The sequence below is a fragment of the Mycobacterium sp. NGS40 genome, from assembly GCF_059812735.1.
Map to the genome: position 1 here is coordinate 32308 of NZ_JCALDG010000015.1, position 25605 is coordinate 57912.

Below are 25605 nucleotides of genomic sequence, written 5' to 3' on the forward strand. Positions count from 1 at the left end.
CGGGTGCTAGGGGATGATGGGGAGGTGCCCGAAGAACCAACAGGATCGGCCGAGCCGGTGACGTCAGCCGGGGAGGCTGCGACGTCCGGCGAAGTGGCCGAACCCGACGCCCCCGCGCCGCGGTCCGCTCCGAGGCGGCTGCGGCTGCTGCTGTCGGTCGCTGCCGTGGTGCTGGCTCTCGACATCGTGACCAAGGTGCTCGCCGTGCGGCTGCTGCCGCCGGGGCAACCGGTGTCGATCATCGGCGACACGGTGACCTGGACGTTGGTGCGTAACTCGGGGGCGGCGTTCTCGATGGCGACCGGCTACACCTGGGTGTTGACCCTGATCGCCACCGGCGTGGTGATCGGCATTTTCTGGATGGGCCGGCGGCTGGTATCGCCCTGGTGGGCGGTGGGCCTCGGCATGATTCTCGGCGGCGCCACCGGCAACCTGGTCGATCGCTTCTTCCGCGCTCCCGGGCCGCTTCGGGGCCACGTCGTCGACTTTTTGTCGATCGGCTGGTGGCCGGTGTTCAACGTCGCGGACCCGGCCGTGGTCGGCGGCGCGTTCCTGTTGGTCGTGCTCTCGGTGTTCGGATTCGATTTCGACTCGGTAGGTCGTCGCAAGCCCGACCCAGCCAAATGACCAACCGCTCGATGCCGGTTCCGGAGGGATTGGGGGGCATGCGGGTCGATGCCGGGCTATCGCGGCTGTTGGGGTTGTCCCGCAGCGCGGTGGCGGCCATCGCCGAGGACGGCGGGGTCGAACTCGACGGCGTGCAGGCGGGCAAGTCCGATCGCCTGACGCCCGGTGCCTGGCTGGAGGTGCGGCTGCCCGAGGCGCCGGCGCCGCCGGAGAACACGCCCGTCGAGATCGAGGGCATGGCCATCCTGTACTCCGACGACGACATCGTCGTCGTCGACAAGCCGGCGGCGGTGGCCGCGCACGCCTCGGTCGGCTGGAGCGGGCCGACGGTGCTCGGAGGCTTGGCCGCCGCCGGTTACCGGATCACCACGTCGGGTGTGCACGAGCGGCAGGGCATCGTGCACCGCCTCGACGTGGGCACCTCCGGGGTGATGGTGGTCGCGATCTCCGAACGGGCCTACACCCTGCTCAAGCGGGCGTTCAAACAGCGCACCGTCGACAAGCGCTATCACGCTCTGGTGCAAGGACATCCGGACCCGTCCAGCGGGACCATCGACGCGCCCATCGGACGGCATCGCGGCGGGGAGTGGAAGTTCGCGGTCACCCAGAACGGCCGGCACAGCGTCACCCACTACGACACCGTCGAAGCCTTCGTCGCCGCCAGTCTGCTCGACGTGCACCTGGAAACCGGTCGCACCCACCAGATTCGGGTGCATTTCGCCGCGTTGCATCATCCGTGCTGCGGCGACCTGGTCTACGGCGCCGACCCGAAGCTCGCGAAAAGGCTTGGCCTGGAACGTCAATGGCTACACGCCCGGTCGCTGGGGTTCGCCCATCCGGCCGACGGGCGGTGGGTGGAATTCGTCAGCCCGTATCCGGCCGACCTGCAGCACGCGTTAAACGTGCTGCGCGGCGAGGGCTGATCAGCCGGGCTTGCGGGCCTCGACCAGTACCCGCGTCGGGTGCGTGACGAACCGGCCGTCCGCCTCGATGATGTCGTGCAGGGCACGCAGTCGCCCGTAGTAGGGCTCGACGGTGAAGTCCGGCACGGTCCAAATCAGCTTGCGCAAGAAGTACACCACCGCGCCGATGTCGAAGAACTCCGCGCGCAGCTTCTCCATGCGCAGGTCCACGATCTGCAGCCCGGCGGCCTGTGCGTCGGCGCGCTGCACGGCCGGCCGCAGGTGAGCACCCAGCTCGGGGTGCGGCCCCATCACGGACTCGACCAGCTCGCACACCGTCGCCGGGCCGGGGTGCTGCGCGAAGTAGGTGCCACCGGGGCGCAGCATGCGGGCAATCTCGCTCCACCACACGGTAATTGGATGCCGGCTGGTCACCAGGTCGAAGGCCTCGGCGGCGAACGGCAGCGGGGGCTCGTCGCGGGTCCGGATGACCACCACGCCACGCGGACCCAATCTCCGGGTGGCCAGTGCGGCGTTGGGCGGCCACGACTCGGTGGCCGCCATCGTCGGCGGGAACGACGGGACTCCGTCGAGCACCTCGCCGCCCCCGGTGTAGATGTCCAGGGCTGCCGACACCGTGGCGAGCCGGGCGCCCAGCTGCCGCTGGTATCCCCAGGACGGGCGCTGCTCGGTGGCCCTGCCGTCCAGCCAGGAGAAGTCCCAGCCGACGACGGGCGCCGCGAGGGCCTCGGCCATCAGCTCGTCGAACGACCGTCGCATGCCGGGCTCAGCTGCCAGCCGGCTTGCGCGCCTCGACGAGAACCCGCGTCGCGTGCGCGACGAACGGGCCGTCGGATTCGATGCGCTCGTGCAGCTCGCGCAGCCGATCGCGGTAACGCTCGACGGTGAAGTCCGGTACCCACCAGATCACCTTGCGCAGGATGTAGACCACCGCGCCGATGTCGAAGTACTCCTGTCGGAGTCGCTCCGGGCGCATCCTGACGATCTCCAGCCCGGCTGCCCGCGCCGCCGCGCTTTCGTTGTCCGGGTGTCGCGGATCCGTCCCTTCGGCCGGTGGCCCGATGAAGTGCTCGATCAGCTCGGACACCGTCGCGGGTCCGATGTGTTGAGCCAGGTAGGTGCCGCCGGGCCGCAACACGCGGGCGATCTCGGGCCAGAACAGCGTGTGCGGGTGCCGGCTGGTGACCAGGTCGAAGGCCTCGTCGGCGAACGGCAGGACCGACTCGTCGGGCGTGCCCACCACGACCACGCCGCGTGGGTGCAGGAGCTTGGTCGCCAGCGGGATGTTCGGTGGCCAGGACTCGACGGCCGCCATGGTGGGCGGGAATGGCCCGGCGCCGGCCAGGACTTCGCCGCCACCGGTCTGCAGATCCACGGCGGACGACACGTCCGCGAAGTGGCGGCTGATCAGCTGTTGATAGCCCCAGGATGGGCGTTCCTCGGTGGCACGGCCGTCCAGCCACGAGAAATCCCAGCCGTCGACGGATACCGAATCGGCTTCTGCGACGAGATCTTCGAATGTGCGGCCCACGCTAGGCATTGTGGTGCATCAAGGCGTGGTGCAGACGAACTTGGTGCCGTTGAAGTCAATCGTCACCTCGCCCTGATGCTCCCAGTATTCGGAGCCCTGCCGGCCGTACCTCGCCCCGCTGCCGGACGGCAGCAGGAACAGGATCTGTTGGGTGCCTTTCCAGTTGAGCACCGCGGTGTGCGGGTCGAACTGGTTGTAGAACTGGGCGGTCAGCGGGCCGGCGTCGGCGGGGCAGTGGTAGGTGATGACCGGCGGAGCCGCCGTGGCGGGGTCGGCGATCGCCAACTGGACGAGCCGGGTCTGGTAGGCCTCCAGCACGCAGGTGTGGACATCGGCGTTGCGGGCACAGTCGTCGCGGGCCGTCGTCCAGCCGGTTTGGGCCTCCGCCAGCGCGGCGGGATCGGCGCCCGTGCGGGCAAGCGCTTGCTGGTAGGCGGTCTGCAGGCGGTGGTCGAGATCGGTCAGGTGTGGGTCACTACAGACCAGCTGCTGCACGGCGTTCACGGGTTTGCCGCAGTCGACCGCCACCGACGCCGGCGCCTTGCTGGTGACGGTCGGCATCCCCGAACCCGACGGCGGGGCACTCGGGGAGCTGCACGCGCACACCGTCAATGCCGCGGCGATGACTGCGATCGTCCTCATATGTGCTGACTACCGGCTGCGCCGCGATCCCCGGGCGCGACACGCCCGCGCGCCGCCAAATTCATAGGCGCTGCACGGGCTTAGAGCTTGGCGGTACCGGCTTCACTCGATGCGATCTCGGGTGCAAGCGGTGCGATGACGCTCAGGATCTCCGTCACCGTCGTCGGCGAGACTCCGGCCGCGGCCAGCGCGTCGGCCAAATGCCCGGCCACCAGGCTGAAGTGGTGCATCGTGATGCCGCGCCCTTGATGCACTTGCTTCATCGGGGCGCCGGTGTAGACCTCGTGCGCGCCGAGTGCGGCCGCGAAGAACTCCACCTGCTTGCCTTTGAGGCGGTTCATATTCGTTCCGGTGAAGAAGCCGGACAGTTGATTATCGGCGAGCACCCGAACGTAGAAGTCCTCTACGACGACTTCGAGCGCCTCGTGCCCGCCGATCCGGTCGTAGATGGTTGTCGGCTCCGGTTTGTGGAACGTTGCCAAGAGTTTCATGTAACCAGCGGACCACCTCGGCGTTGCCCCTCAGTTAGTCCGCGATCACGCTCGGATTGCCCGACGTAACAAGCCGATTGCCGGCGGGTGGCCGCATCGTCGGCCGCCGGGTGAGACGGTTCGCCTCGTTCAGATGACGGTCATCTGTTCGTCGCCGCCGCGCCATGCCCTAGGTTGGCAGTATGACCCACGTCACACCATCCGCCCTGAGGAGCGACAACCGATGAACCTTGGTGACTTGACGAACTTGGTGGAAAAGCCATTCGCGGTGGTCTCCAACATCATCAACACCCCGAACTCGGCCGGGCGATATCGACCGTTCTATCTGCGGAATCTGCTCGACGCGGTGCAGGGCCACAGCCTCGGCGACGCCGTCGACGGCAAGACCGTCCTGATCACCGGCGGCTCCTCGGGCATCGGGGAGGCCGCCGCGAAGAAAATCGCCGAGGCTGGCGGGGCGGTGGTGCTGGTGGCCCGCACGCCGGAGAAGCTGGAGAAGGTCGCCGCTGAAATTCGAAGCGGCGGCGGCGTCGCCCACGTCTACCCCTGTGATCTCTCGGACATGGACGCCATCGCCACGATGGCCGACAAAGTGCTCAATGAGCTTGGGGGAGTGGACATCCTGATCAACAACGCAGGCCGGTCGATTCGGCGCTCGCTGGCACTGTCCTACGACCGGATTCACGACTATCAGCGGACGATGCAGCTGAACTATCTGGGCGCGGTCCAGCTCATCCTGAAGTTCATCCCCGGGATGCGCGAGCGTGGTTTCGGGCACATCATCAACGTCTCGTCCGTCGGTGTGCAGACCCGCGCACCGCGGTTCGGCGCCTACATCGCCAGCAAGGCCGCGCTGGACAGTCTCTGCGACGCACTGCAGGCCGAAGTCGTCAACGACGGCGTGCACTTCACCACGGTGCACATGGCGCTGGTGCGAACCCCGATGATCAGCCCGACCAAGATGTACGACAAATTTCCCGCGCTGACGCCGGACCAGGCGGCCGGGGTGATCACCGACGCGATCGTGCACCGGCCGCGGCGGGCCAGCTCGCCGTTCGGGCAATTCGCCGCCGTCGCTGACGCCGTCAACCCGGCGGTGATGGATCGCGTGCGCAACCGGGCGTTCGGCATGTTCGACGACTCCACCGCGGCTAAGGGAGACGAAACCCCAACCAGCGCAGCGCAATTAAACCGAAGCAGCGAGACGTTTTTGCAAGCGACGCGCGGAATCCACTGGTGACGCGATGAGCCTTCCCAAAGCCGGCAACCAGACGACCGTTGTGATCACCGGCGCCTCCTCGGGGATCGGCGCCGAACTGGCTCGCGGCCTGGGCCGCCGCGGCTTCCCGCTGTTGCTCGTCGCGCGGCGCCGCGAGCGTCTCGACGAACTCGCCAACCAAGTGGGAGAAGACAATTCGGTCGCGGTCGAGGTGATGCCGTTGGACCTCAGTGAGAGCAAAGGGCGCGCGAAATTGGCCGGCCGGCTGCACAGCGAACCGATCGCGGGGCTGTGCAACAGCGCCGGGTTCGGCACCAGCGGGGTGTTTCACGAGTTGCCGGTCGAACGTGAGAGTGAAGAGGTCACCCTCAATGCGCTGACATTGATGGAACTCACCCACGCGGCGCTGCCCGGCATGGTCGAGCGTGGCGCCGGCGCGGTGATGAATATCGCGTCGATCGCCGCGTTTCAGCCGCTGCCCTACATGGCGGTGTACTCGGCGACCAAGGCCTTCGTGCAGACCTTCTCCGAAGCCGTCCACGAAGAGCTGCACGGGACGGGGGTGTCGGTCACCGCGCTGTGCCCGGGCCCGGTACCCACCGAGTGGGCCGAGATCGCCAACGCCAAGCGGTTCAGCGTGCCCCTGGCGCAGGTCTCGCCGGCCGAGGTCGCGGAGGCGGCGATCGACGGGATGCTGGCCGGCAAGCGCACCGTCGTGCCCGGCGTCGTGCCCAAGGTCGTCAGCAATGGCGGCCGGTACACGCCGCGCAGCTTGCTGCTGCCGGCGATCCGGATCGGCAACCGATTCCGCGGCGGCCCCAGCCACTGAGCGTGCGTCGAGCTGGGGCACCTCCCGCTTGTGAGCGTCACGCCTGCGTGGCGTTGAGCGCCGAGCGTCACGCCAGCGTGGCGTCCGCGGGCGTTAGGCTCCGGTCATGGCCGCTGTGGAGCTGACCGCCGACGTCCCGATGACCCCGCAGGACATGTGGGATCACGTCTCGGACCTGTCGGACCTGGGGGACTGGCTGACGATGCACGAGGGGTGGCGCAGCGAGCTGCCCGACGAGATCGCCGAAGGCACCCAGATCATCGGCGTGGCCCGCGCCAAGGGCATGCGCAACCGTGTGACCTGGACGGTGACCAGGTGGGACCCGCCGCATGAGGTCGCGATGTCGGGTTCGGGTAAGGGCGGCACCAAATACGGCGTCACCCTGACCGTGCGGTCCACCGGCGACGGATCGGCCCTCGGTGTGCGCCTGGAGCTGGGCGGTCGGGCTTTGTTCGGCCCAGTCGGATCGGCGGCGGCGCGAGCCGTCAAGGGCGATGTCGAGAAGTCATTGAAGAACTTCGTCGAGCTGTACGGATAAACCGGACAAGACACACGCCGCGACACGCCGAACCGGTGTCGGTGGTCGGTCATAGACTGACGTGCCTATGGCCGGTCCGATTCCTCCTCACGCGAGCGTTCGTCGCGAGTCGTCGTTCGTGCACCTGCATAATCACACCGAGTATTCGATGCTCGACGGTGCCGCGAAGATCACGCCGATGCTCGCCGAGGTCCAGCGGCTGGAAATGCCCGCGGTCGGCATGACCGACCACGGAAACATGTTCGGCGCCAGCGAGTTCTACAACGCGGCGACCAAGGTAGGGATCAAGCCGATCATCGGCGTCGAGGCCTATATCGCGCCGGCCTCGCGCTTCGACACCAAGCGGATCCTGTGGGGTGATCCCAGCCAGAAGTCGGACGACGTTTCGGGTAGTGGCTCCTACACCCACATGACCATGGTGGCCGAAAACGCCACCGGGTTGCGCAACCTGTTCAAACTGTCGTCGTTGGCCTCCTTCGAGGGACAGCTCGGCAAGTGGTCGCGCATGGACGCCGAGCTGATCGCCGAGCACGCCGAGGGCATCATCGCCACGACCGGGTGCCCGTCGGGCGAGGTGCAGACGCGTCTTCGGCTGGGGCATGAACGCGAGGCCCTGGAGTCGGCCGCCAAGTGGCGCGAGATCTTCGGCGCCGACAACTTCTTCCTGGAGCTGATGGATCACGGGCTGTCGATCGAGACGCGGGTCCGCGACGGCCTGCTCGAGATCGGCCGCAAGCTCAACATCGCGCCGCTGGCCACCAACGACTGCCACTACGTCACCCGAGACGCCTCACACAACCACGAGGCGCTGTTGTGCGTGCAGACCGGCAAGACGCTGTCGGACCCCAACCGCTTCAAGTTCGACGGCGACGGCTACTACCTGAAGTCGGCCGCCGAGATGCGCCAGATCTGGGACGGCGTCGTGCCCGGTGCCTGCGACTCCACCCTGCTGATCGCCGAGCGCGTGCAGTCCTACGCCGACGTGTGGGCGCCGCGCGACCGGATGCCGGTCTTCCCGGTGCCCGAGGGACATGACCAGGCGACCTGGCTGCACCACGAGGTGATGGCGGGCCTGCAGCGGCGCTTTGGATCCGGTGTCGGCCAGGACTACATCGACCGGGCCGAGTACGAGATCAAGGTCATCTGCGACAAGGGTTTTCCGGCCTACTTCCTGATCGTCGCCGACCTGATCAACCACGCGAAGTCGATCGACATACGGGTCGGGCCGGGGCGTGGTTCGGCGGCGGGCTCGCTGGTCGCCTACGCGCTGGGCATCACCAACATTGACCCGATTCCGCACGGTCTGCTGTTCGAGCGCTTCCTCAACCCGGAGCGTCCGTCGGCCCCCGATATCGATATCGACTTCGACGACCGTCGGCGCGGTGAGATGGTGCGCTACGCCGCCGACAAGTGGGGCTCCGACCGCGTCGCCCAGGTCATTACCTTCGGCACGATTAAAACCAAAGCGGCACTGAAGGATTCGGCGCGCATCCATTACGGGCAGCCCGGGTTCGCGATCGCCGACCGGATCACCAAGGCGTTGCCGCCGCCGATCATGGCCAAGGACATCCCGTTGTCCGGCATCACCGATCCGAATCACGAGCGGTTCAAGGAAGCCTCCGAGGTTCGCAGCCTGATCGAAACCGATCCGGACGTGCGCACGATTTACCAGACGGCGCGCGGCCTGGAGGGCCTGATCCGCAACGCCGGCGTGCACGCCTGCGCGGTGATCATGAGCAGCGAGCCGCTGACCGAGGCGATCCCGCTGTGGAAGCGCCCGCAGGACGGCGCCGTCATCACCGGCTGGGACTACCCGTCGTGTGAGGCCATCGGCCTGCTGAAGATGGACTTCCTGGGCCTGCGCAACCTGACGATCATCGGCGACGCGCTGGATAACATCAAGGCCAACAGGGGAATTGACCTCGACCTGGAGTCGGTTCCGCTCGACGACAAGGCTACCTACGAACTGCTGGGCCGCGGCGACACCCTGGGTGTGTTCCAGCTCGACGGTGGACCGATGCGCGACCTGCTGCGCCGCATGCAGCCCACCGAGTTCAACGACATCGTTGCCGTACTGGCGCTGTACCGGCCCGGACCGATGGGCATGAACGCCCACAACGACTACGCCGACCGCAAGAACGCGCGTCAGGCGATCAAGCCGATTCACCCGGAGCTCGAGGAGCCGCTGCGCGAAATTCTCTCCGAGACTTACGGTTTGATCGTCTATCAAGAGCAGATCATGTTCATCGCCCAGAAGGTCGCTTCCTACACGATGGGTAAGGCCGACGCGCTACGCAAGGCGATGGGCAAGAAGAAGCTCGAGGTGCTCGAGGCCGAGTACAAAGGCTTCTACGAAGGTATGACCGCCAACGGCTTCTCCGAAAAAGCGGTGAAAGCGTTGTGGGACACCATTCTTCCGTTCGCCGGATATGCGTTCAACAAGTCGCATGCCGCCGGCTACGGCCTGGTCTCGTACTGGACCGCGTATCTGAAGGCCAACTATCCGGCCGAGTACATGGCCGGGCTGTTGACGTCGGTGGGCGACGACAAGGACAAGGCCGCGGTCTACCTGGCCGACTGCCGCAAGCTCGGCATCACCGTGCTGCCGCCGGACGTCAACGAGTCGCTGGTCAACTTCGCGTCGGTCGGCAAGGACATCCGCTTCGGCTTGGGCGCGGTGCGCAATGTCGGTGCCAACGTGGTGGGCTCGCTGATCAAAACCCGCAGCGAGAAAAGCAAATTCACCGATTTCTCGGACTACCTGAACAAGATCGACATCTCCGCGTGCAACAAGAAGGTCACTGAATCGCTGATCAAGGCCGGCGCGTTCGATTCCCTCGGGCATGCCCGCAAGGGGCTGTTCCTGGTGCACACCGACGCCGTCGACTCGGTGCTGGGCACCAAGAAGGCCGAGGCGATGGGCCAGTACGACCTGTTCGGCGGCGGCGATGCCGGCGGAGACGCGGTGTTCACCATCCGGGTGCCCGAGGACGAATGGGAAGACAAGCACAAGCTCGCCCTCGAGCGAGAAATGCTGGGGCTCTACGTGTCCGGGCATCCGCTCAACGGGGTCGCGCACCTGCTGTCCGCGCAGGTGGACACGCAGATTCCCGCGATCCTGGACGGCGACGTCGGCAACGAGACCCAGGTGCGGGTGGGCGGCATCCTGGCCTCGGTGAACCGTCGGGTCAACAAGAATGGAATGCCTTGGGCATCAGCTCAATTGGAGGACCTCACCGGTGGCATCGAGGTGATGTTCTTCCCGCACGCGTACTCGGCCTACGGCGCCGACATTGTCGACGACGCGGTGGTGCTGATCAACGCCAAGGTCGCGATCCGCGACGACCGGATCTCACTGATCGCCAATGAGCTTGTGGTGCCCGATTTTTCCAACGCCCAGCCGAACCGGCCGATCGCGGTCAGCCTGCCCACCCGGCAGTGCACGATCGACAAGGTGAGCGCACTCAAGCAGGTGCTGGCGCGGCATCCGGGCACCTCGCAGGTGCATCTGCGGCTGATCAGCGGAGACCGGATCACCACGCTGGAGCTCGATCAGTCGCTGCGGGTGACGCCGTCGCCGGCGCTGATGGGCGACCTGAAGGAACTGCTCGGCCCGGGCTGCCTGGGCAGCTAGTCGCCGCCGGTCGGGATCGCTCGACGCGCCCCTACAGCTCCACCCGCACGATGACGCTGTCGGACCAGACCCCACGATCGCGGGCCCGGCGCAGCTTCTCCCGAAGACCCAGATCCCGGTGCACGTTGGTCACGCCCGGCACCTTGATCAGCGGGACGATGTTCCATTGCCAGCCGTAGCGCCGGTGCAGGAGCCGATTGGCCCGCTCGGCGTCGGCGCCCGACAGCAGCGTGGCGCGCCCGGCCAGCGTCGGTGCCCCGTCGCGCACCCGGCCGCGGTGGTCGCACGCCCGCAGTTCGATGTCGGGGTGGGCCGTCAGCCGTTTGGTCTTGGGCCCGACCTTGGTCCGGAACACCAGTGCGTCGCCGTCCATCGCGAACCAGATCGCAGTGTCGCGGGGTGTGCCGTCGCGCCGGAAGGATCGGAGCAGGACGTAGCGGGCATCGCCGAGTGCGCTGTGCTGCATGGTCCCAGTCAACGACTTAGAGTTGACTCGAAGTCAAGTGCTGGGATTCCGGGAGGCTCGATGGCTGCCGCTGCCGTGCGGACGACGCTGACGATCGGCGATGTCGCGCGTGAGACCGGGGTGGCCGCGACGACGCTGCGCTACTACGAGCAGATCGGGCTGCTGCCGTCACCCGCGCGGTTGTCAGGCCGGCGCCGCTACGACGACTCGATCCTGGCCCGGCTGGAGGTCATCCGACTGTGCAAATCCGCCGGCTTTGCGCTGGAAGAAATCCAGCTGCTGTTCGCCGACGATGCGCCGGGTCGCCCCGCCAGCCGCGCGTTGGCGCAGGCCAAACTCGCCGAGATCGACGACCAGATGGCGTCGCTGGCACGGGCGCGGGCCGTTATCGAGTGGGGGATGAGCTGCACCTGTCCGTCGATCGACGCCTGCACCTGCGGCATCCATCCGGCCTAGAACTCATAGCGCAAGATCCGCGCTTTGCGCGCGGAGACCTCGAACATCCCGGAAACCTTGGTGGCGAACCGAATCCAGCCCGGAAACAGCTCGACCTCGGGAGCGTGTGCCAGGCTGACCTCTTCGACGAGCTGGAGCGACGGATTCCAGGTCTGCGGCACGTGCGGGTCCTCGAACCCGGGAAAGCCCCATTGGGCGCCGACGGTGCTGAACATCCGCTGCGGGGCCAGTTTCACCGCGAGCCGGGTGAGCCAGCCGATGCGGCCGTAGTCGTTGAAGGCCAGTTCGCCGGACGGGAAATACGTGGTGATGCGCCGAAAGAGGGCGATCAGCACCGGTTCGGATAAGAACGCGAACAGCCCGTCGGCGATCACCATCACCGGCCGGTCGCTGGGAATGGTGTTGGGCCAGCTCTGATCGGCCACCGAGGCGGTTACCACGTGGGCCCGCCTGCTGGGTGGCAACAGCTGGCGGCGCAGCGCGCTGACACCCGGAAGGTCGACGCTGTACCAGTCGACGGTGGCGGGTGGTCGCACCCGAAACGGCCCCGAGTCCAGCCCGGCGCCCAGGTCGACGACGACGGCATCGGGATGCTTGGCGGTGAAGGCCCGCACCCGTTCGTCGAGCATCTTGGCGCGCAGCGCCGTCTGGCACACCACGCTCGCCGGGACGCCGAGCCCCGCGAAGTCGTAGTCGATCGTGTCGACGATGTCGGCGGCCAGCGGATCCGCGAGAATGGGTCGCGGCCATCGGCTGTCCAGGGCCCGGGCGTATTGGGTCAGCAACGCGGTCTCCTCGAGCGGCGTGAGGTTGCTCGCGCCGAGACCGGGTTGGGGCCGCATGCTCCGAAGGTACTCGGCGCCCGTCGATCGGGCAGGTCGGTCCGCCCGCCAAATCGTGAATTGTATTCCGTGCCACCCAACGGCGGACGTACGCTCACCGAAGGGATGTGGGCAAAGGAGAACGCCAATGACGAGAACGGTGCGAGGCGCGTGACCGGCGGGCGGCTCGCCACAGCGCGTGAATTCGGCCGCGTCGGGGTGCGAAAGATGTTGCAGCGCCCCGGAATTATTGAGGAGTCGGTGACGCCGGTGCCCGGCGACCCGGTTGCGGTGGCCCAATTGCTGGGCGCCTCGTGGTACGACGAGCGGCTGGCCGCGCTGGCCGACGAGCTGGGTCGCGACGCCGGCGACGTGCGCGCCGAGGCGGCCGGCTACCTGCGCGAGATGGCCGCCTCGCTGGACGAACGGGCGGTGCAAGGCTGGCGCGGGTTCAGCCGCTGGCTGATGCGGGCCTACGACGTACTGGTCGACGAGGACCAGATCGCGCAACTGCGCAAACTGGATCGCAAAGCGACGCTGGCCTTTGCCTTTTCGCACCGGTCCTACTTGGACGGCATGCTGCTGCCCGAGGAGATCCAGGACAACCGTCTGTCCGCGGCCTTCACATTCGGCGGCGCCAATCTCAATTTCTTCCCGATGGGCGCCTTCGCCAAGCGCACCGGGACGATCTTCATCCGGCGCCAGACCAAGGACATCCCCGTCTACCGGTTCGTGTTGCGCGCCTACATCGCTCAGCTGGTGCAAAACCACACGAACGTCACCTGGTCGATCGAAGGCGGGCGCACCCGCACCGGCAAGCTGCGGCCACCGGTGTTCGGGATCCTGCGCTACCTCACCGACGCCGTCGACGAAATCGACGGCCCCGAAGTGTATTTGGTGCCGACCTCGATCGTCTACGACCAGCTGCACGAGGTGGAGGCGATGACCACCGAAGCCTACGGGGCGGTGAAACGGCCCGAAGATCTACGCTTCCTGGTCGGCTTGGCGCGCCAGCAGGGCAAGCGGCTCGGTCGCGCGTACCTGGACTTCGGCGAGCCGCTGCCGCTGCGCAAACGCCTCGAGGAAATGCGCGGCGATGAGGCCGGGACCGGGACCGAGATCGAACGCATCGCACTCGACGTCGAACACCGGATCAACCGCGCGACGCCGGTCACTCCCACCGCGGTGGTGAGTCTGTCGTTGCTGGGTGCGGACCGGTCGCTGTCGATCAGCGAGGTGCTGGCCACCGTGCGACCTCTGGCCAGCTACATCACGGCGCGAAACTGGTCGGTGGCCGGGGCGGCGGACTTGACGAATCGCTCCACCATCCGGTGGACGTTGCACCAGCTCGTCGCCTCCGGTGTGGTCAGCGTGTACGACGCCGGCACCGAGGCGGTGTGGGGGATCGGCGAGGACCAGCACTTGGTCGCGGCGTTCTACCGCAATACCGCGATCCACATCTTGGTCGATCGCGCGATCGCCGAGACGGCGTTGCTGGCCGCCGCCGAAAACGCCGAGAATTCCGCCGATGGCATGGTGTCTCCGGTGACGGTGCGCGACGAGGCGCTGAGTCTGCGTGAGTTGCTGAAGTTCGAGTTCCTGTTTTCCGGCCGCGCCCAGTTCGAAAAGGAGCTCGCCGACGAGGTACGCCTGATCGGGGCGGTGGACACCAGTCACGCCGCGGCCGCCGCCGACGTGCGTGGGCTGCTGGCGGCGGCCGATGTGTTGTTGGCGCACTTGGTGTTGCGGCCGTTCCTCGACGCGTATCACATCGTCGCCGACCGGCTAGCCGCCCTGGGGGACGAGTCCCTCGACGAAAACGCCTTCCTCGCCGAATGTCTGGAGTTGGGCAAGCAGTGGGAGCTGCAGCGCAGAATCGCCAGCGCCGAGTCGAGGTCGATGGAGTTGTTCAAGACCGCGCTGCGGCTGGCGCGCCACCGCGAGCTGGTCGACGGGTCGGATTCCGAGCAACTCGCCAAGCGCCGCCAGGAGTTCGCGGACGAGATCGCGACGGCGACCCGGCGCGTCAACGCAATCGCCGAACTCGCCCGCGCGCAGGTCTGACGCCAAACCGCTTGCGCGCCAATTCGCGCCCGCCCGGCGGCACCGAAACGGGCATACAGTGGTGGCCATGCCACTCGAAGGTGAATACGCACCCAGCCCCTGGGATTGGTCCCGCGAACAAGCCGACAAGTACGCCGAATCCGGCGGCGCCGAGGCAGCGGACATGAAGGGCAAGCCCATCATTCTGCTGATGACCATCGGCGCCAAGACCGGCAAGCTGCGCAAGACTCCGCTGATGCGCGTCGAGCACAACGGGGAGTACGCCGTCGTCGCCTCGCTCGGTGGTGCCCCGAAGCACCCGGTCTGGTACTACAACATCGTCAAGAACCCGCGGGTCGAGCTGCAGGACGGGTCGGTCACTCGTGACTACGACGCTCGCGAGGTGTTCGGGGACGAGAAGGCCGTGTGGTGGGAGCGTGCCGTGGCGGCCTGGCCGGACTACGCCGAATATCAGACGAAGACCGATCGCCAGATTCCGGTGTTCGTGCTGACGCCGGTGAGCTGAGCCGATTAGGCAGGTGGCGGGGGGTGCGTGGCACCATTAACCGGTGTCCGCCGAACTGACCCAGAGCCCGAACATGTCGCCGCTGCGCGCGGCCGACATTGACAGCGCTGCTCAGCGGATCGCCGCGGTCGTCACCCCGACCCCGCTGCAGTACAGCGATCGGCTGTCGGCGATCACCGGTGCGCAGGTCTACCTCAAGCGCGAAGACCTGCAGATCGTGCGTTCCTACAAGCTGCGCGGCGCCTACAACCTGCTGGTGCAGCTGTCCGCGGAGGAGATCGGCGCCGGCGTGGTGTGCTCCTCGGCCGGCAACCACGCGCAAGGCTTCGCCTACGCCTGTCGGACCCTCGGCGTGCAGGGCCGCGTCTACGTGCCGGCCAAAACGCCCAAGCAGAAGCGCGACCGCATCCGCTACCACGGGGACGGCTTCATCGAGCTGATCGTGGGCGGATCGACCTACGATCTGGCCGCCGAGGCGGCCCTCGAAGACGTCAAACGCACCGGGGCGACGCTGGTGCCGCCGTATGACGACCCGCGCACGATGGCCGGCCAGGGCACGATCGCCGTGGAGATGCTCGACCAACTCGACAAGCTTGGTTTCGCGGAGCCCGATCTGGTGGTGGTCCCGGTGGGCGGCGGGGGCTGCATCGCGGGCATCACGACCTATCTGTCCGAACGCACGACGAACACCGCGGTGCTCGGTGTCGAACCCGCCGGTGCCGCGGCGATGATGGCGGCGCTGGCCGCCGGCGAGCCGGTGACGCTGGACCATGTCGACCAGTTCGTCGACGGCGCCGCGGTGAAGCGGGCGGGAACGTTGACGCATGCCGCTCTGGCCGCCGCGGGCGACATGGTGTCGATCACGGCGGTCGACGAGGGCGCCGTGTGCACCGCGATGCTGGACCTCTACCAGAACGAGGGCATCATCGCCGAGCCGGCGGGCGCCCTGTCGGTGGCCGGCCTGCTGGAAACCGACGTCGAGCCCGGGTCCACCGTCGTTAGCCTCATCTCGGGCGGCAACAACGATGTGTCGCGCTACGGCGAGGTGCTCGAGCGCTCCCTGGTCCACCTCGGCCTTAAGCACTACTTCCTGGTCGACTTCCCGCAGGAGCCCGGTGCGTTGCGCCGGTTCCTCGACGACGTGCTCGGGCCCAACGACGACATCACCTTGTTCGAGTACGTCAAGCGCAACAACCGCGAGACCGGCGAGGCGCTGGTCGGCATCCAGCTGGGTTCGTCGGCCGACCTGGACGACCTGCTGGACCGGATGCGCGACACCGAGATCCACTTCGAGACGCTGCAGCCGGGTTCGCCGGCCTACCGCTATCTGCTGCTCTAGGCGCGCGAGTAGGGCGTCAAATAGTCCGGCGCCGGGGTAGTGGGGTCGAGGTCGTCGGCCGGTATCGGTGCACCGGCCGTCATACTCAGCGGAACCACGCCGGCCCAGTGCGGTAGCGCGTAATCCTGCGGCTCGTCGACGGGCCCGCCGTCGCGCACCTTGGCCGAGACTTCGACGAGGTCCAGGGCGAGCACCGCGGTCGCGGCAAGCTCCTTGGCGTTCGGCGCCCGGCAGTCGGCGGCCCGTCCGGGCGCGATGTGGTCGAGCAGCCCAGCCAGCGCGCGCGACTTCTCCGCCGGGTCGTCAACCAGGCGGGCGTCGCCGAGCACCATCACCGAGCGGTAGACCAGCGAATGATGCAGCGCCGAGCGGGCCAGCACCAGCCCGTCGACCAGGGTGACGGTGACGCACACGGGCAGGCCCGCCCCGGCGCCGCGCATGGGCCGGCTGCCGGTGGAACCGTGCAGGTAGAGGGTTTCGTCCAGGCGGGCGTGTGTGGTCGGCAAGACCACCGGCCGGCCGGCGTTGAGGTAGCCCAGGTGACAGATCAGGGCTTCATCCAGGATGCGATGGACGGTGTCGCGGTCGTAGCGGGCGCGTTCCCGATAGCGGGTGGGCGTGGTGCGGGACGTGGCGCGATAGTCCATCGGATTGCCTTCGCTATTGTAATAGTACATAATCGGAAATGTGCCAGTGCAATATAGCATAGCGGGGACGGGCGCGGAGTCCATAGCCGCCAACATCGAAGAGGGAATCTCCAGCGGCGCCCTGGCGCCCGGTGACTCGCTGCCCCCGGTGCGGGAACTGGCCGCGCGACTCGGTGTGAACCCCAACACGGCCGCGGCCGCCTACCGCCTACTGCGCGATCGCGGGGCCGTCGAAACCTCGGGCCGGCGCGGCACCCGGGTGCGGCACCGCCCTGCCACGACGCCCCGGTCGGTGCTCGGCCTGGACATCCCGGCCGGCGTGCGCGACTTGTCCACCGGCAATCCGGCTCCCGCATTGCTGCCCATTGCTGCTGTGCCGCTTAATGATTCGCTCGGGCGCCCGGTGCTGTACGGCGAACCGGCCATGTCACCCGAGCTGGTCGACTCCGCCCGTGCCGCGCTGAGCGCCGACGGCGTTCCGGCCGACCATCTCGCGGTGACCAGCGGGGCGCTGGACGGCATCGAGCGGGCACTCACCGCGCAGCTGCGCCCCGGCGACCGGATAGCCGTCGAGGATCCGGGCTGGGCCAACCTACTGGATTTGATTGGGGCGCTGGGACTTTCGGTCGAGCCGGTACGGGTGGACGACGACGGCCCCCTGGTTGCCGACGTCGGCCGCGCACTAAACCACGGGGTGCGCGCGCTGGTCGTCACCACGCGCGCGCAGAACCCGACCGGCGCGGCGCTTTCCGCACAGCGTGCCGGCGAGCTGCGCGCGCTACTGAGTGGCCACGACGTTCTGGTCGTCGAGGATGACCATTGCGCCGGTATTTCCGGTGTGCCGCTGCATTCGCTGGCCGGATCGAGCGATCACTGGGCATTCGTGCGGTCGGCGTCGAAGGCGTATGGCCCCGATCTGCGGGTGGCCGTTCTGACCGGAGATCAGCGCACCGTCGAGCGCGTGCACGGACGACTGCGGCTGGGACCGGGATGGGTGAGTCATCTACTGCAGGATCTCGCGGTGCGGTTGTGGTCCGACGACGCTGCCGAGCGTCTCATTTGCCGAGCCGAGCAGCGCTACACCGGCAACCGCACCCGGCTGTGTGCGGCGCTGGCCGACCGTGGGATCGCCGCGCACGGCCGCTCCGGGCTTAACGTGTGGATCCCGGTGCCCGACGAGACCGTCGCGATCACCCGGCTGATCAATTCGGGTTGGGCCGCCGCACCCGGTTCGCGGTTCCGGATCGGCACCCCGGCCGGAATCCGGGTCACCATCGCCGATTTGGCCGACGCCGAGATCAGTCCGCTCGCCGAGTCCATCGCCGAGGCGCTGCGCACCGCCGGGCGATCCAGCGTTTAGACCTGGCGCCTGGTACCGAGGGTTTCGTAGAACAGCGCGTTGCGCAGCGCGAGTTCCCGCGGATCACTCATCAAGTGGAATCCCAGCTTGTTCATCACGTAGCCGTATCCGATGCCGGTGTCGGGATCGGCGAAGCCGAACGAGCCGCCCGCCCCCGGCGTGCCGAACGCGTTTTCGGACGAGCCGAAGATGCACATCGGGATGGGTTTGTTGAACCCCAGCGAGAACGTGGTGTCGATGTGTAACACCTTGTCGCGCAGTCCTTTTGTCGGTGGCAGCGCGGGCTTGTGTAGGGCCTGCAGGGTAGCGGGTGTCAAACCGAGCTGGGGCGAACCGGTGGCGGCGCTGCCGTAGAGCTTGGCGATCGAGCGCGCGGTGCCGGTGCCGTTGACCGCGGGCATCTCGACCACGCGCAGCTCATCGCGATTGAACTGACCGAGGCCTTGGACGCCCTTGGCGACTGTCAGCGACGCCGCCGCGAGGTCGAACGGATTGAACAACGCCAGCACGAAACGCCGCGGCATCGTATTCAGATGCAACAGAAGCCGGGGGAACGACCAGGCATCCAGGAGTGCCACGCGGCCGCGGTCCACCGAATCCGGCAGCCCGATGTAGAGATCCAGCCCCAATGGACCGGCGATCTCGTCGGCGAAGAACCGGCCGAGCGTGCGTCCGGCGGGGTCGGTGCGACGGATCAGCTCGCCCTCGTACCAGCCGAGTGTGATGCCGTGGTAGCCGTGTCGCGTGCCGGGTGTCCATGCCGGTACCTGCGCCGCGAGCTTGGCCGACATCGTCGGTGGGTCGGCCAATTCCTGCAACGTCAGCGGCGGCTTGACGACAGGCAATCCGGCCTGATGCGCCAGCAGCTGGCGAACCGTGACCGCCTCTTTGCCGGCCTGTGCGAACTCCGGCCAGTAGTCGGTCACCTTGGCGTCGTAGCAGAGGTAGCCCCGCGAAGCCGCCACCGCGACGGCGAGGGACGCAATGCCCTTGGTGGTCGAGAAGACGTTGACGAGGGTGTCCTGTTGCCACGGTGCCCGGGTGTTGCGGTCGCGGTAGCCACCCCATAGGTCGACGACCTTGCGGCCGTTCCGATAGACCGCCATGGCGGCGCCGATCTCCTGGCCGCTGCTCAGGTTGCGGCGGAAGGCATCCGCGACCTTGCCGTACCCTTCGTCGACGTCGCCGCCGATCAGGTCGGCCGACATCTGCACCTTTTGCGCCATGTCCGCTCCGTCGCAGTTATTGGTGCGGTGATGGTAGCGCTAGCTGAGCAGGACGCGAAAGGTCGAGTCTTACCCGTGCCGCAGGATCGCGACCGACTGCGGTTCCAGCACGGTGCCGCCCTCGCCGGCGGTCGGCTCACCCCACGCCAGGACGACATCGCCCGCGGCCGGCACCGTGACCGGTTTGTCGCCGAGGTTGCACGCGATGCGTAATTGCCCGCGCGACAACGTGATCCAGCGCAGTTGCTCGTCATAATCGACGGTGAGGTGCTCCAGCCAGGGGTCGGCCAGGTCGGGGTCGCTGTGTCGCAAGGCGATCAGCTCCCGATAGAACGCGAGTAGCCGTGCATGCTCGCCGGCGTCGACCTCACCCCAGTTCAGCTTGGAGCGACCGAAGGTCTGCGGGTCCTGCGGGTCGGGGATGTCGTCGGCGTCCCAGCCGTGCTCGGCGAACTCCGACTTGCGGCCCTCGACGGTCGCCTTGGCCAGTTCCGGTTCGGGATGCGAGCTGAAGAACTGGAACGGCGTCGATGCCCCCCACTCCTCACCCATGAAAAGCATTGCGGTGTAGGGCGATCCGAGGACCAGGGCGGCCTTGATCGCCAACTGGCCACCGGTGAGGTGCGCCGAAGGCCGGTCGCCGAGTGCGCGATTGCCGACCTGGTCGTGGGTGCAGGTATAGGCGAGCAATCGGCTCGCCGGGATGGCTTTGGTGTCCAGCGGCCGGCCGTGCCGGCGCCGGCGGAACGACGAATAGGTGCCGGCGTGAAAGAAGCCGCGGCGCAGCGTGTCGGCCAGCGTGGCCAGCGAACCGAAGTCCGCGTAGTAGCCCTGGCGTTCGCCCGAGACCGCGGTGTGAATGGCGTGGTGGATGTCGTCGTCCCACTGCGCGGTGACCCCGTAGCCGTAGTGATCACGCGGGGTGATCAGCCGCGGATCGTTCATGTCGCTTTCGGCGACCAGCGACAGCGGACGGCCCACTTGCTGTGACAGCCAGTCGGTTTCGCTTGCCATTTCTTCGAGGATGTGGACGGCCGTGGTGTCCACCAACGCGTGCACCGCGTCCAGTCGCAGCCCGTCGGCGTGAAAGTCGCGCATCCACCGGAGTGCGCAGCCGATGATGTAGCGGCGTACCTCGTCGGAGTCGGCGTCGGCGATGTTGACGCCCTCGCCCCACGGGTTGCTTCCCGACGACAGGTACGGGCCGAACCGCGGCAGGTAATTTCCCGACGGGCCGAAGTGGTTGAACACCGCGTCGATCAACACGCCCAAACCTCGCGCGTGGCAGGCATCGACGAATCGGACCAAACCGTCCGGGCCGCCGTAGGGTTCGTGCACGCTGTACCACAGCACGCCGTCGTATCCCCAGCCGTGGGTTCCGGCGAAGGAGTTGACCGGCATCACCTCGACGAAGTCGATCCCGAGATCGACCAGGTAGTCCAGCTTTTCGATCGCGGCGTCGAAGGTACCCGCCGCGGTGAAGGTACCGATGTGCAGCTCGTAGATCACCGCACCTTCGACTGACCGGCCCGCCCAGTCGCCGTCCGTCCACGTGTGGCCGAGTTCCCACAATTGTGAGCGCTCGTGCACGCCGTCGGGTTGGCGCGGTGATCGCGGGTCGGGCAGCACCTTGGTGTCGTCGTCGAGCAGGAAGCCGTAGCGAGCATCCGGCGGTGCGTCGACACTCGCGTGCCACCAGCCGTCTTCCGTGCGCGTCATCACGTGCACCGCGCCGTCGACGTCGAGACGTACCTGTGCGGGCTTGGGGGCCCAGACCCGGAAATCAGCCATGGTGGCGCTCCAATAAGACGACGGGCAAATCTGCGAACAGCTGAGTCGCCGACGTCGGACCCTCGGCGACGGCGCCGGTGAGTGTGTCTTTCCAGGTGCCGTCGGGCAACGCCAGAACTGTATTGCCCCAGCCTGTTTCGGTCAGGCGCACCGTCCAGCGAGTCACCGCGACCACGATGTCGTCACCCCGGCTGAAGGCCAGCACGTGCTCGCCGGCATCGCCGTCGGCGAGCACGGGAAGGTAGCCACCCTGCCGAAAGGTCTCCGGATGGGAACGGCGCACCCGCAGCGCCGTGGTGACGACGCGCAGCTTCGGGTGCCGCAACTCCGCGAGAGCGGCCCTGCGCGCGGCATAGTCGACAGGCCTGCGGTTGTCGGGATCGACCAGACTGTCGTCCCAGAGCTCGGTGCCCTGGTAGATGTCGGGGACGCCGGGCACCGTCAGCGCGAGTAGCTTCTGGCCCAGCGCATCGCTGGCGGCGTGCGGATTGAGTTGGGCGACAAGCTCGGTCAGTTGGCCGGCTACCGGCCCGTCCAGCACGGCGTCCAACCACGCGTGCACAGCATCCTCGAAGTCGGAGTCCGGTTCGTTCCATGAGGTGTGCAGCGCCGCTTCCCGGATGGCCTTCTCGGCGTATCCGTGCAACCGGTCGCGCAGCTGCGCGGTGACTTCGCCGCTGAGTGGCCACACGCCGAAGATGTTCTGCCACAGAAACTGTCCGGTCGCGGCATCGGGGGACGGTGTCTCGGTTTCCCAACGGGCGACGAACTGCGCCCACAGCGAGGGAACCTGGGACAGCACCCCGATGCGGGCCCGCACGTCCTCGCCGCGTTTGGTGTCGTGGGTGGTCAGCGTGGTCATCGCCTGCGGCCACAGCCGGGCGCGGGTGGCCGCGCTCTGGTGGAACTCCGCGGCGCCGACGCCGAACCGGTGTGGTTCGCCGCCCACCTCGTTGAGCGAGACCAGCCGGGCGTCGCGGTAGAACAAGCAGTCTTCGACGGTCTTGGCGGTGACCGCACCGCATAGTTGCTGCAGGCGCGCGACGGGTTCGCCACCGTACGCCAGTGCCGCGGCGAGCACCTGCAGTGCGGGCCCCAGTTCCGGTTGCGCGGCTTGAGTTTCGGCGAGCGCGGTCGGCAGGACGGCGCTCAGGCCCCGGTAGTCGCTGCGGTAGAGCTCGATGTGGGTGAGCAGCGCGGCCACCGCCTCGGGCAGCTGCGGGTGATCTTTCCCGGCGGTCGCCACGATGGCCCGCCGCAGCCTGCCCAGCTCACTACCGAGCGTCTCGGTGGCCACCGCAACCTTGAGGTCGGCCAGCAGCCGCGGGATACCGTCATAGTCCACGCCGGCGGACTCGACGAGCTCGGTCAGCGCGGGGGCTCCGGCCGGGTCGACGAAAACCCCACCGACTTCCCGTAATACGTCGTAGCCGGTGGTGCCCTGGATCGGCAACGTCGGCTCTAGCGCCTCGTCGACGGCCAGGATCTTCTCGATCACGATCCACGCCGTGGGCCCGAGCAACTCGCGCAGCCACGCCAAATACCCGGTGGGATCGGTCAATCCGTCGGGATGGTCGATGCGCACCCCGTCGACGAGTTCCTCGCGGACCCAGCGGGCGACCTCCGCGTGGTTGGCGTCGAACACCGCACGATCTTCCTGGCGCAGCCCGGCCAGCGAGGTGATCGAGAAGAAACGCCGATAGCCGACGATGCCGTTACGCCAGCCCACCAACCGGTAGTGCTGACGCTGGTGTACCTCGGGGCCGGTGCCCTCGCCGGTGCCCGGGGCGATCGGCAGCGCCAGATCGCCCAACCGCAGCAGGTCGCCGTCGACGGTCAGATCCGCGGCGTCGTCGTCGGAACCCAGCACCGGCAGCACGATGCGGCCGTCCGGGTCGAGATCCCAGTCGACATCGAAAAACGTTGCGTAGTCCGATGATCGGCCGTGCCGCAATACATCCCACCACCACGGATTCTGCTGGGGCTGGTCGACGCCCACATGGTTGGGCACGATGTCGACGATCAGCCCCATGCCGCGCGCCCGCGCCGCGGCCGACAGTCGTGCCAATCCCTCGGCACCGCCCAGCTCCGGCGACACCGTGGTCGGATCCGTGACGTCGTAACCGTGACCCGAGCCGCTCACCGCGGTCAGGATCGGGGACAGATACAGATGCGACACCCCGAGTTCGTCGAGGTAGTCCAGCAGGTTTTCGGCATCGGCGAAAGTGAAGGCGCTGCCACTGGAGGCTCCGCGCAACTGTAACCGGTAGGTAGCGCGCACCGGAAAGGCCATGTGTTAGGCGGTCTTTCGCAGGATCAGTACCGAGCGCCCAGGCACTGTGATCTTTTCTTCGGCCGCAACAACCAGATCGGCCTTGCCGGCGGGATGATTGGTATCCAGCTCCACGGTCCATTCCTGTGCGTAGTCGTCGTGCGGCGTGACGAATTCCACGTCGCGGCTGTGGGCGTTGAAACACAACAGGAATGAGTCGTCCACAACTCGTTCCCCCCGGGCGTTGGGCGCGGTAATCGCCTCACCGTTGAGGAATACCCCGACACACTTGTCCAAACCCTGGTTCCAGTCGTCGTGCGTCATCTCCCGGCCACTGGCCGTCAGCCAGGCGATATCGCGGACTTCGTCCCCGCTGCGAATCGGCTCGCCGTCGAAGAAGCGGCGCCGACGGAACACCGGATGCTTCCTGCGCAGCTTGGTCACCTTACGGGTGAAGGCCAGCAGGTCGGCATTCTTGTCCACCAAAGACCAGTCCATCCAAGCTAATTCGGAGTCCTGGCAGTACACGTTGTTGTTGCCGAGCTGGGTTCGTCCCAGCTCGTCGCCGTGCGCGATCATCGGCGTGCCCTGGCTGACCATCAGGGTGGCCCAGAAGTTGCGCATCTGCCGGCAGCGCAGCTCGGTGATCTCGGGGTCGTCGGTGGGACCCTCGACCCCGCAGTTCCAGGACCGGTTGTGACTTTCCCCGTCGCGGTTGTCCTCTCCGTTGGCCTCGTTGTGTTTCTCGTTGTAGGAGACCAGGTCGTTGAGGGTGAACCCGTCGTGCGCGGTGACGAAGTTGATGCTGGCGCTGGGGCGCCGGCTGCTCGACTCATACAGGTCCGACGACCCGGTCAGCCGGGAAGCGAACTCGCCGAGGGTTGCGGGCTCGCCCCGCCAGTAGTCACGCACAGTATCGCGATACTTCCCGTTCCACTCGGTCCACAAACCCGGGAAGTTGCCGACCTGATAACCCCCCTCGCCGACATCCCAGGGTTCCGCGATCAGTTTGACCTGGCTGACGATCGGATCCTGTTGCACCAGATCGAAGAACGCGCTCAATCGGTCCACGTCGTGCAGTTCGCGGGCCAGCGTGGCGGCCAGGTCGAAGCGGAACCCGTCGACGTGCATCTCGATCACCCAGTAGCGCAGCGAGTCCATGATCAGCTGCAGGACGTGCGGGTGGCGCGGGTTGAGGCTGTTGCCGGTGCCCGTGTAGTCCTTGTACAGCCGCAGGTCCTCATCGACCAGCCGGTAGTAGGCGCGGTTGTCGATGCCGCGGAAGTTGATCGTCGGCCCCAGGTGGTTGCCCTCGGCGGTGTGGTTGTAAACGACGTCGAGGATGACCTCGATGCCGGCTTCGTGCAGGCTGCGCACCATCATCTTGAATTCGGCGACCGCGCCGCCCGCCTGCCGGTTCGACGCGTACTGGTAGTGCGGAGCGAAGAACCCGAATGTGTTGTAGCCCCAGTAGTTTCGCAACCCGAGGTCGAGTAGCCGCTCGTCGTGCATGAACTGGTGTACCGGCATGAGTTCCAGCGCGGTGACGTTGAGCGACTTCAGGTGATCGATGATCACGGGATGGGCCAGCGCGGCATAGGTGCCGCGCAGACCCTCGGGTATGCCGGGATGGGTTTTGGTCAGGCCCTTGACGTGGGCCTCGTAGATGACCGTCTCGTGGTACGGGGTCAGCGGCGCGCGATCGAAGGCCCAGTCGAAGAACGGGTTGATCACCACGCTGGTCATCGTGTGTCCCAGGGAGTCGATCATCGGGGGAGTGCCGGTGGCGGCGGTGTCGCCGTTCGGGTCGACGGCCTTCAGGTCATAGGAGAACAGCGCCTGTCCCCAGGTGAAATCCCCGTCGAACGACTTCCCATACGGGTCAAGCAGCAGCTTGCTCGGATCGCACCGTTGGCCGGCCGCCGGATCGAACGGTCCGTGCACCCGGAATCCGTAGCGCTGACCGGGGGTGATGTTCGGCAGATAGGCGTGCCAGACGTATCCGTCCACCTCGTCGAGCGGGATCCGCGATTCGTTGCCGCGGTCGTCGATCAGGCACAGGTCGACCTGTTCGGCGATCTCGGAGAACAGCGAAAAGTTAGTGCCCGCCCCGTCATAGGTGGCGCCGAGGGGATAGGCGCCCCCGGGCCAAACGGTGGGCAGGGTGGGTATGGCCTCGTCCGGTGTGGCAGCACCCGATGCTGCGGCCGGTCGGGAAGCCGGG

22 protein-coding genes are annotated in these 25605 nt (G+C 67.2%); 11 read left to right on the plus strand and 11 right to left on the minus strand.

Going from position 1 to position 25605, the window contains the following annotated elements; all coding sequences use genetic code 11:
- Positions 1-24: 24 nt before the first annotated feature.
- Both lspA and AC5Y5O_RS21670 read left to right on the plus strand, forming a co-directional pair.
- Positions 25-627, plus strand: a complete 603-nt coding sequence (lspA, locus tag AC5Y5O_RS21665) for a signal peptidase II (RefSeq protein ID WP_096286977.1) — start codon at positions 25-27, stop codon at positions 625-627.
- Entirely contained in the window at positions 624-1550 is a 927-nt protein-coding gene (locus tag AC5Y5O_RS21670; RefSeq protein WP_096286979.1) for an RluA family pseudouridine synthase, read from the plus strand. The genes lspA and AC5Y5O_RS21670 overlap by 4 nt, the downstream gene beginning before the upstream one ends.
- On the opposite strand, the gene AC5Y5O_RS21675 is transcribed toward AC5Y5O_RS21670, so the two are convergent.
- The 4 genes from AC5Y5O_RS21675 to AC5Y5O_RS21690 all read right to left on the minus strand — a co-directional run bounded on the left by AC5Y5O_RS21675 (position 1551) and on the right by AC5Y5O_RS21690 (position 4214).
- Entirely contained in the window at positions 1551-2309 is a 759-nt protein-coding gene (locus AC5Y5O_RS21675; protein ID WP_500027372.1) for a methyltransferase domain-containing protein, read from the minus strand.
- A gap of 7 nt (positions 2310-2316) precedes the next feature.
- Complete coding sequence (locus AC5Y5O_RS21680; RefSeq protein WP_096286983.1) at positions 2317-3081, minus strand: class I SAM-dependent methyltransferase; 765 nt, start codon at positions 3079-3081, stop codon at positions 2317-2319.
- Positions 3082-3099: 18 nt separating this feature from the next.
- Positions 3100-3723 (minus strand): lysozyme inhibitor LprI family protein, encoded by a 624-nt coding sequence (locus tag AC5Y5O_RS21685; protein WP_096286985.1) that lies wholly within the window; start codon positions 3721-3723, stop codon positions 3100-3102.
- Positions 3724-3803: 80 nt separating this feature from the next.
- Positions 3804-4214 carry a group I truncated hemoglobin gene (locus AC5Y5O_RS21690; RefSeq protein ID WP_096286987.1) on the minus strand — a complete coding sequence of 137 codons (411 nt, stop codon included), beginning with the start codon at positions 4212-4214 and terminating at the stop codon, positions 3804-3806.
- A gap of 223 nt (positions 4215-4437) precedes the next feature.
- Here AC5Y5O_RS21690 and AC5Y5O_RS21695 point away from each other — a divergent pair, with 223 nt between their 5' ends.
- From AC5Y5O_RS21695 to dnaE, 4 genes are all read left to right on the plus strand, one after another.
- Positions 4438-5454 (plus strand): SDR family NAD(P)-dependent oxidoreductase, encoded by a 1017-nt coding sequence (locus AC5Y5O_RS21695; RefSeq protein ID WP_500027375.1) that lies wholly within the window; start codon positions 4438-4440, stop codon positions 5452-5454.
- A gap of 4 nt (positions 5455-5458) precedes the next feature.
- Positions 5459-6262: an SDR family NAD(P)-dependent oxidoreductase gene (locus AC5Y5O_RS21700; RefSeq protein ID WP_500027377.1), complete on the plus strand. Its 804-nt coding sequence runs from the start codon at positions 5459-5461 to the stop codon at positions 6260-6262.
- Between the two features lie 106 nt (positions 6263-6368).
- Positions 6369-6800, plus strand: coding sequence for a type II toxin-antitoxin system Rv0910 family toxin (locus AC5Y5O_RS21705; RefSeq protein WP_096286992.1), 432 nt, complete (start codon positions 6369-6371; stop codon positions 6798-6800).
- Between the two features lie 67 nt (positions 6801-6867).
- Positions 6868-10434: a DNA polymerase III subunit alpha gene (dnaE, locus tag AC5Y5O_RS21710; RefSeq protein ID WP_096286994.1), complete on the plus strand. Its 3567-nt coding sequence runs from the start codon at positions 6868-6870 to the stop codon at positions 10432-10434.
- A gap of 31 nt (positions 10435-10465) precedes the next feature.
- Here dnaE and AC5Y5O_RS21715 read toward each other — a convergent pair whose 3' ends face one another.
- Positions 10466-10900 (minus strand): PPOX class F420-dependent oxidoreductase, encoded by a 435-nt coding sequence (locus AC5Y5O_RS21715; RefSeq protein ID WP_096286997.1) that lies wholly within the window; start codon positions 10898-10900, stop codon positions 10466-10468.
- A gap of 60 nt (positions 10901-10960) precedes the next feature.
- Between AC5Y5O_RS21715 and AC5Y5O_RS21720 the strand changes: the two genes are divergently transcribed.
- Entirely contained in the window at positions 10961-11356 is a 396-nt protein-coding gene (locus AC5Y5O_RS21720; RefSeq protein ID WP_096286998.1) for a MerR family transcriptional regulator, read from the plus strand.
- On the opposite strand, the gene AC5Y5O_RS21725 is transcribed toward AC5Y5O_RS21720, so the two are convergent.
- Positions 11353-12198 carry a class I SAM-dependent methyltransferase gene (locus AC5Y5O_RS21725; protein ID WP_096287000.1) on the minus strand — a complete coding sequence of 282 codons (846 nt, stop codon included), beginning with the start codon at positions 12196-12198 and terminating at the stop codon, positions 11353-11355. The two genes, AC5Y5O_RS21720 and AC5Y5O_RS21725, sit on opposite strands and share 4 nt — an antisense overlap.
- A gap of 150 nt (positions 12199-12348) precedes the next feature.
- Between AC5Y5O_RS21725 and AC5Y5O_RS21730 the strand changes: the two genes are divergently transcribed.
- The 3 genes from AC5Y5O_RS21730 to ilvA all read left to right on the plus strand — a co-directional run bounded on the left by AC5Y5O_RS21730 (position 12349) and on the right by ilvA (position 16085).
- A complete protein-coding gene (locus AC5Y5O_RS21730; protein WP_279304460.1) occupies positions 12349-14241 on the plus strand; it encodes a lysophospholipid acyltransferase in 1893 nt (630 codons plus the stop codon).
- 67 nt (positions 14242-14308) lie between these two features.
- Positions 14309-14746: a nitroreductase family deazaflavin-dependent oxidoreductase gene (locus AC5Y5O_RS21735; protein ID WP_096291068.1), complete on the plus strand. Its 438-nt coding sequence runs from the start codon at positions 14309-14311 to the stop codon at positions 14744-14746.
- A 43-nt stretch (positions 14747-14789) separates the two neighbouring features.
- Positions 14790-16085: a threonine ammonia-lyase gene (gene ilvA, locus AC5Y5O_RS21740; RefSeq protein ID WP_500027380.1), complete on the plus strand. Its 1296-nt coding sequence runs from the start codon at positions 14790-14792 to the stop codon at positions 16083-16085.
- Here ilvA and AC5Y5O_RS21745 read toward each other — a convergent pair.
- Positions 16082-16762, minus strand: coding sequence for a pyridoxamine 5'-phosphate oxidase family protein (locus AC5Y5O_RS21745; RefSeq protein ID WP_500027382.1), 681 nt, complete (start codon positions 16760-16762; stop codon positions 16082-16084). The two genes, ilvA and AC5Y5O_RS21745, sit on opposite strands and share 4 nt — an antisense overlap.
- 10 nt (positions 16763-16772) lie before the next feature.
- Here AC5Y5O_RS21745 and AC5Y5O_RS21750 point away from each other — a divergent pair, with 10 nt between their 5' ends.
- Positions 16773-18092 (plus strand): aminotransferase class I/II-fold pyridoxal phosphate-dependent enzyme, encoded by a 1320-nt coding sequence (locus AC5Y5O_RS21750; protein ID WP_500027383.1) that lies wholly within the window; start codon positions 16773-16775, stop codon positions 18090-18092.
- On the opposite strand, the gene AC5Y5O_RS21755 is transcribed toward AC5Y5O_RS21750, so the two are convergent.
- From AC5Y5O_RS21755 to glgX, 4 genes are all read right to left on the minus strand, one after another.
- Complete coding sequence (locus AC5Y5O_RS21755; RefSeq protein WP_500027387.1) at positions 18089-19318, minus strand: serine hydrolase domain-containing protein; 1230 nt, start codon at positions 19316-19318, stop codon at positions 18089-18091. The genes AC5Y5O_RS21750 and AC5Y5O_RS21755 overlap by 4 nt on opposite strands.
- A 69-nt stretch (positions 19319-19387) precedes the next feature.
- Positions 19388-21109 (minus strand): malto-oligosyltrehalose trehalohydrolase, encoded by a 1722-nt coding sequence (gene treZ / locus AC5Y5O_RS21760; RefSeq protein ID WP_500027388.1) that lies wholly within the window; start codon positions 21107-21109, stop codon positions 19388-19390.
- Positions 21102-23402, minus strand: coding sequence for a malto-oligosyltrehalose synthase (treY, locus tag AC5Y5O_RS21765; RefSeq protein ID WP_500027389.1), 2301 nt, complete (start codon positions 23400-23402; stop codon positions 21102-21104). Before treY ends, treZ begins: the two co-directional genes overlap by 8 nt.
- A gap of 3 nt (positions 23403-23405) precedes the next feature.
- Positions 23406-25553 carry a glycogen debranching protein GlgX gene (gene glgX, locus AC5Y5O_RS21770; protein ID WP_500027483.1) on the minus strand — a complete coding sequence of 716 codons (2148 nt, stop codon included), beginning with the start codon at positions 25551-25553 and terminating at the stop codon, positions 23406-23408.
- Between the last annotated feature and the right edge of the window lie 52 nt (positions 25554-25605).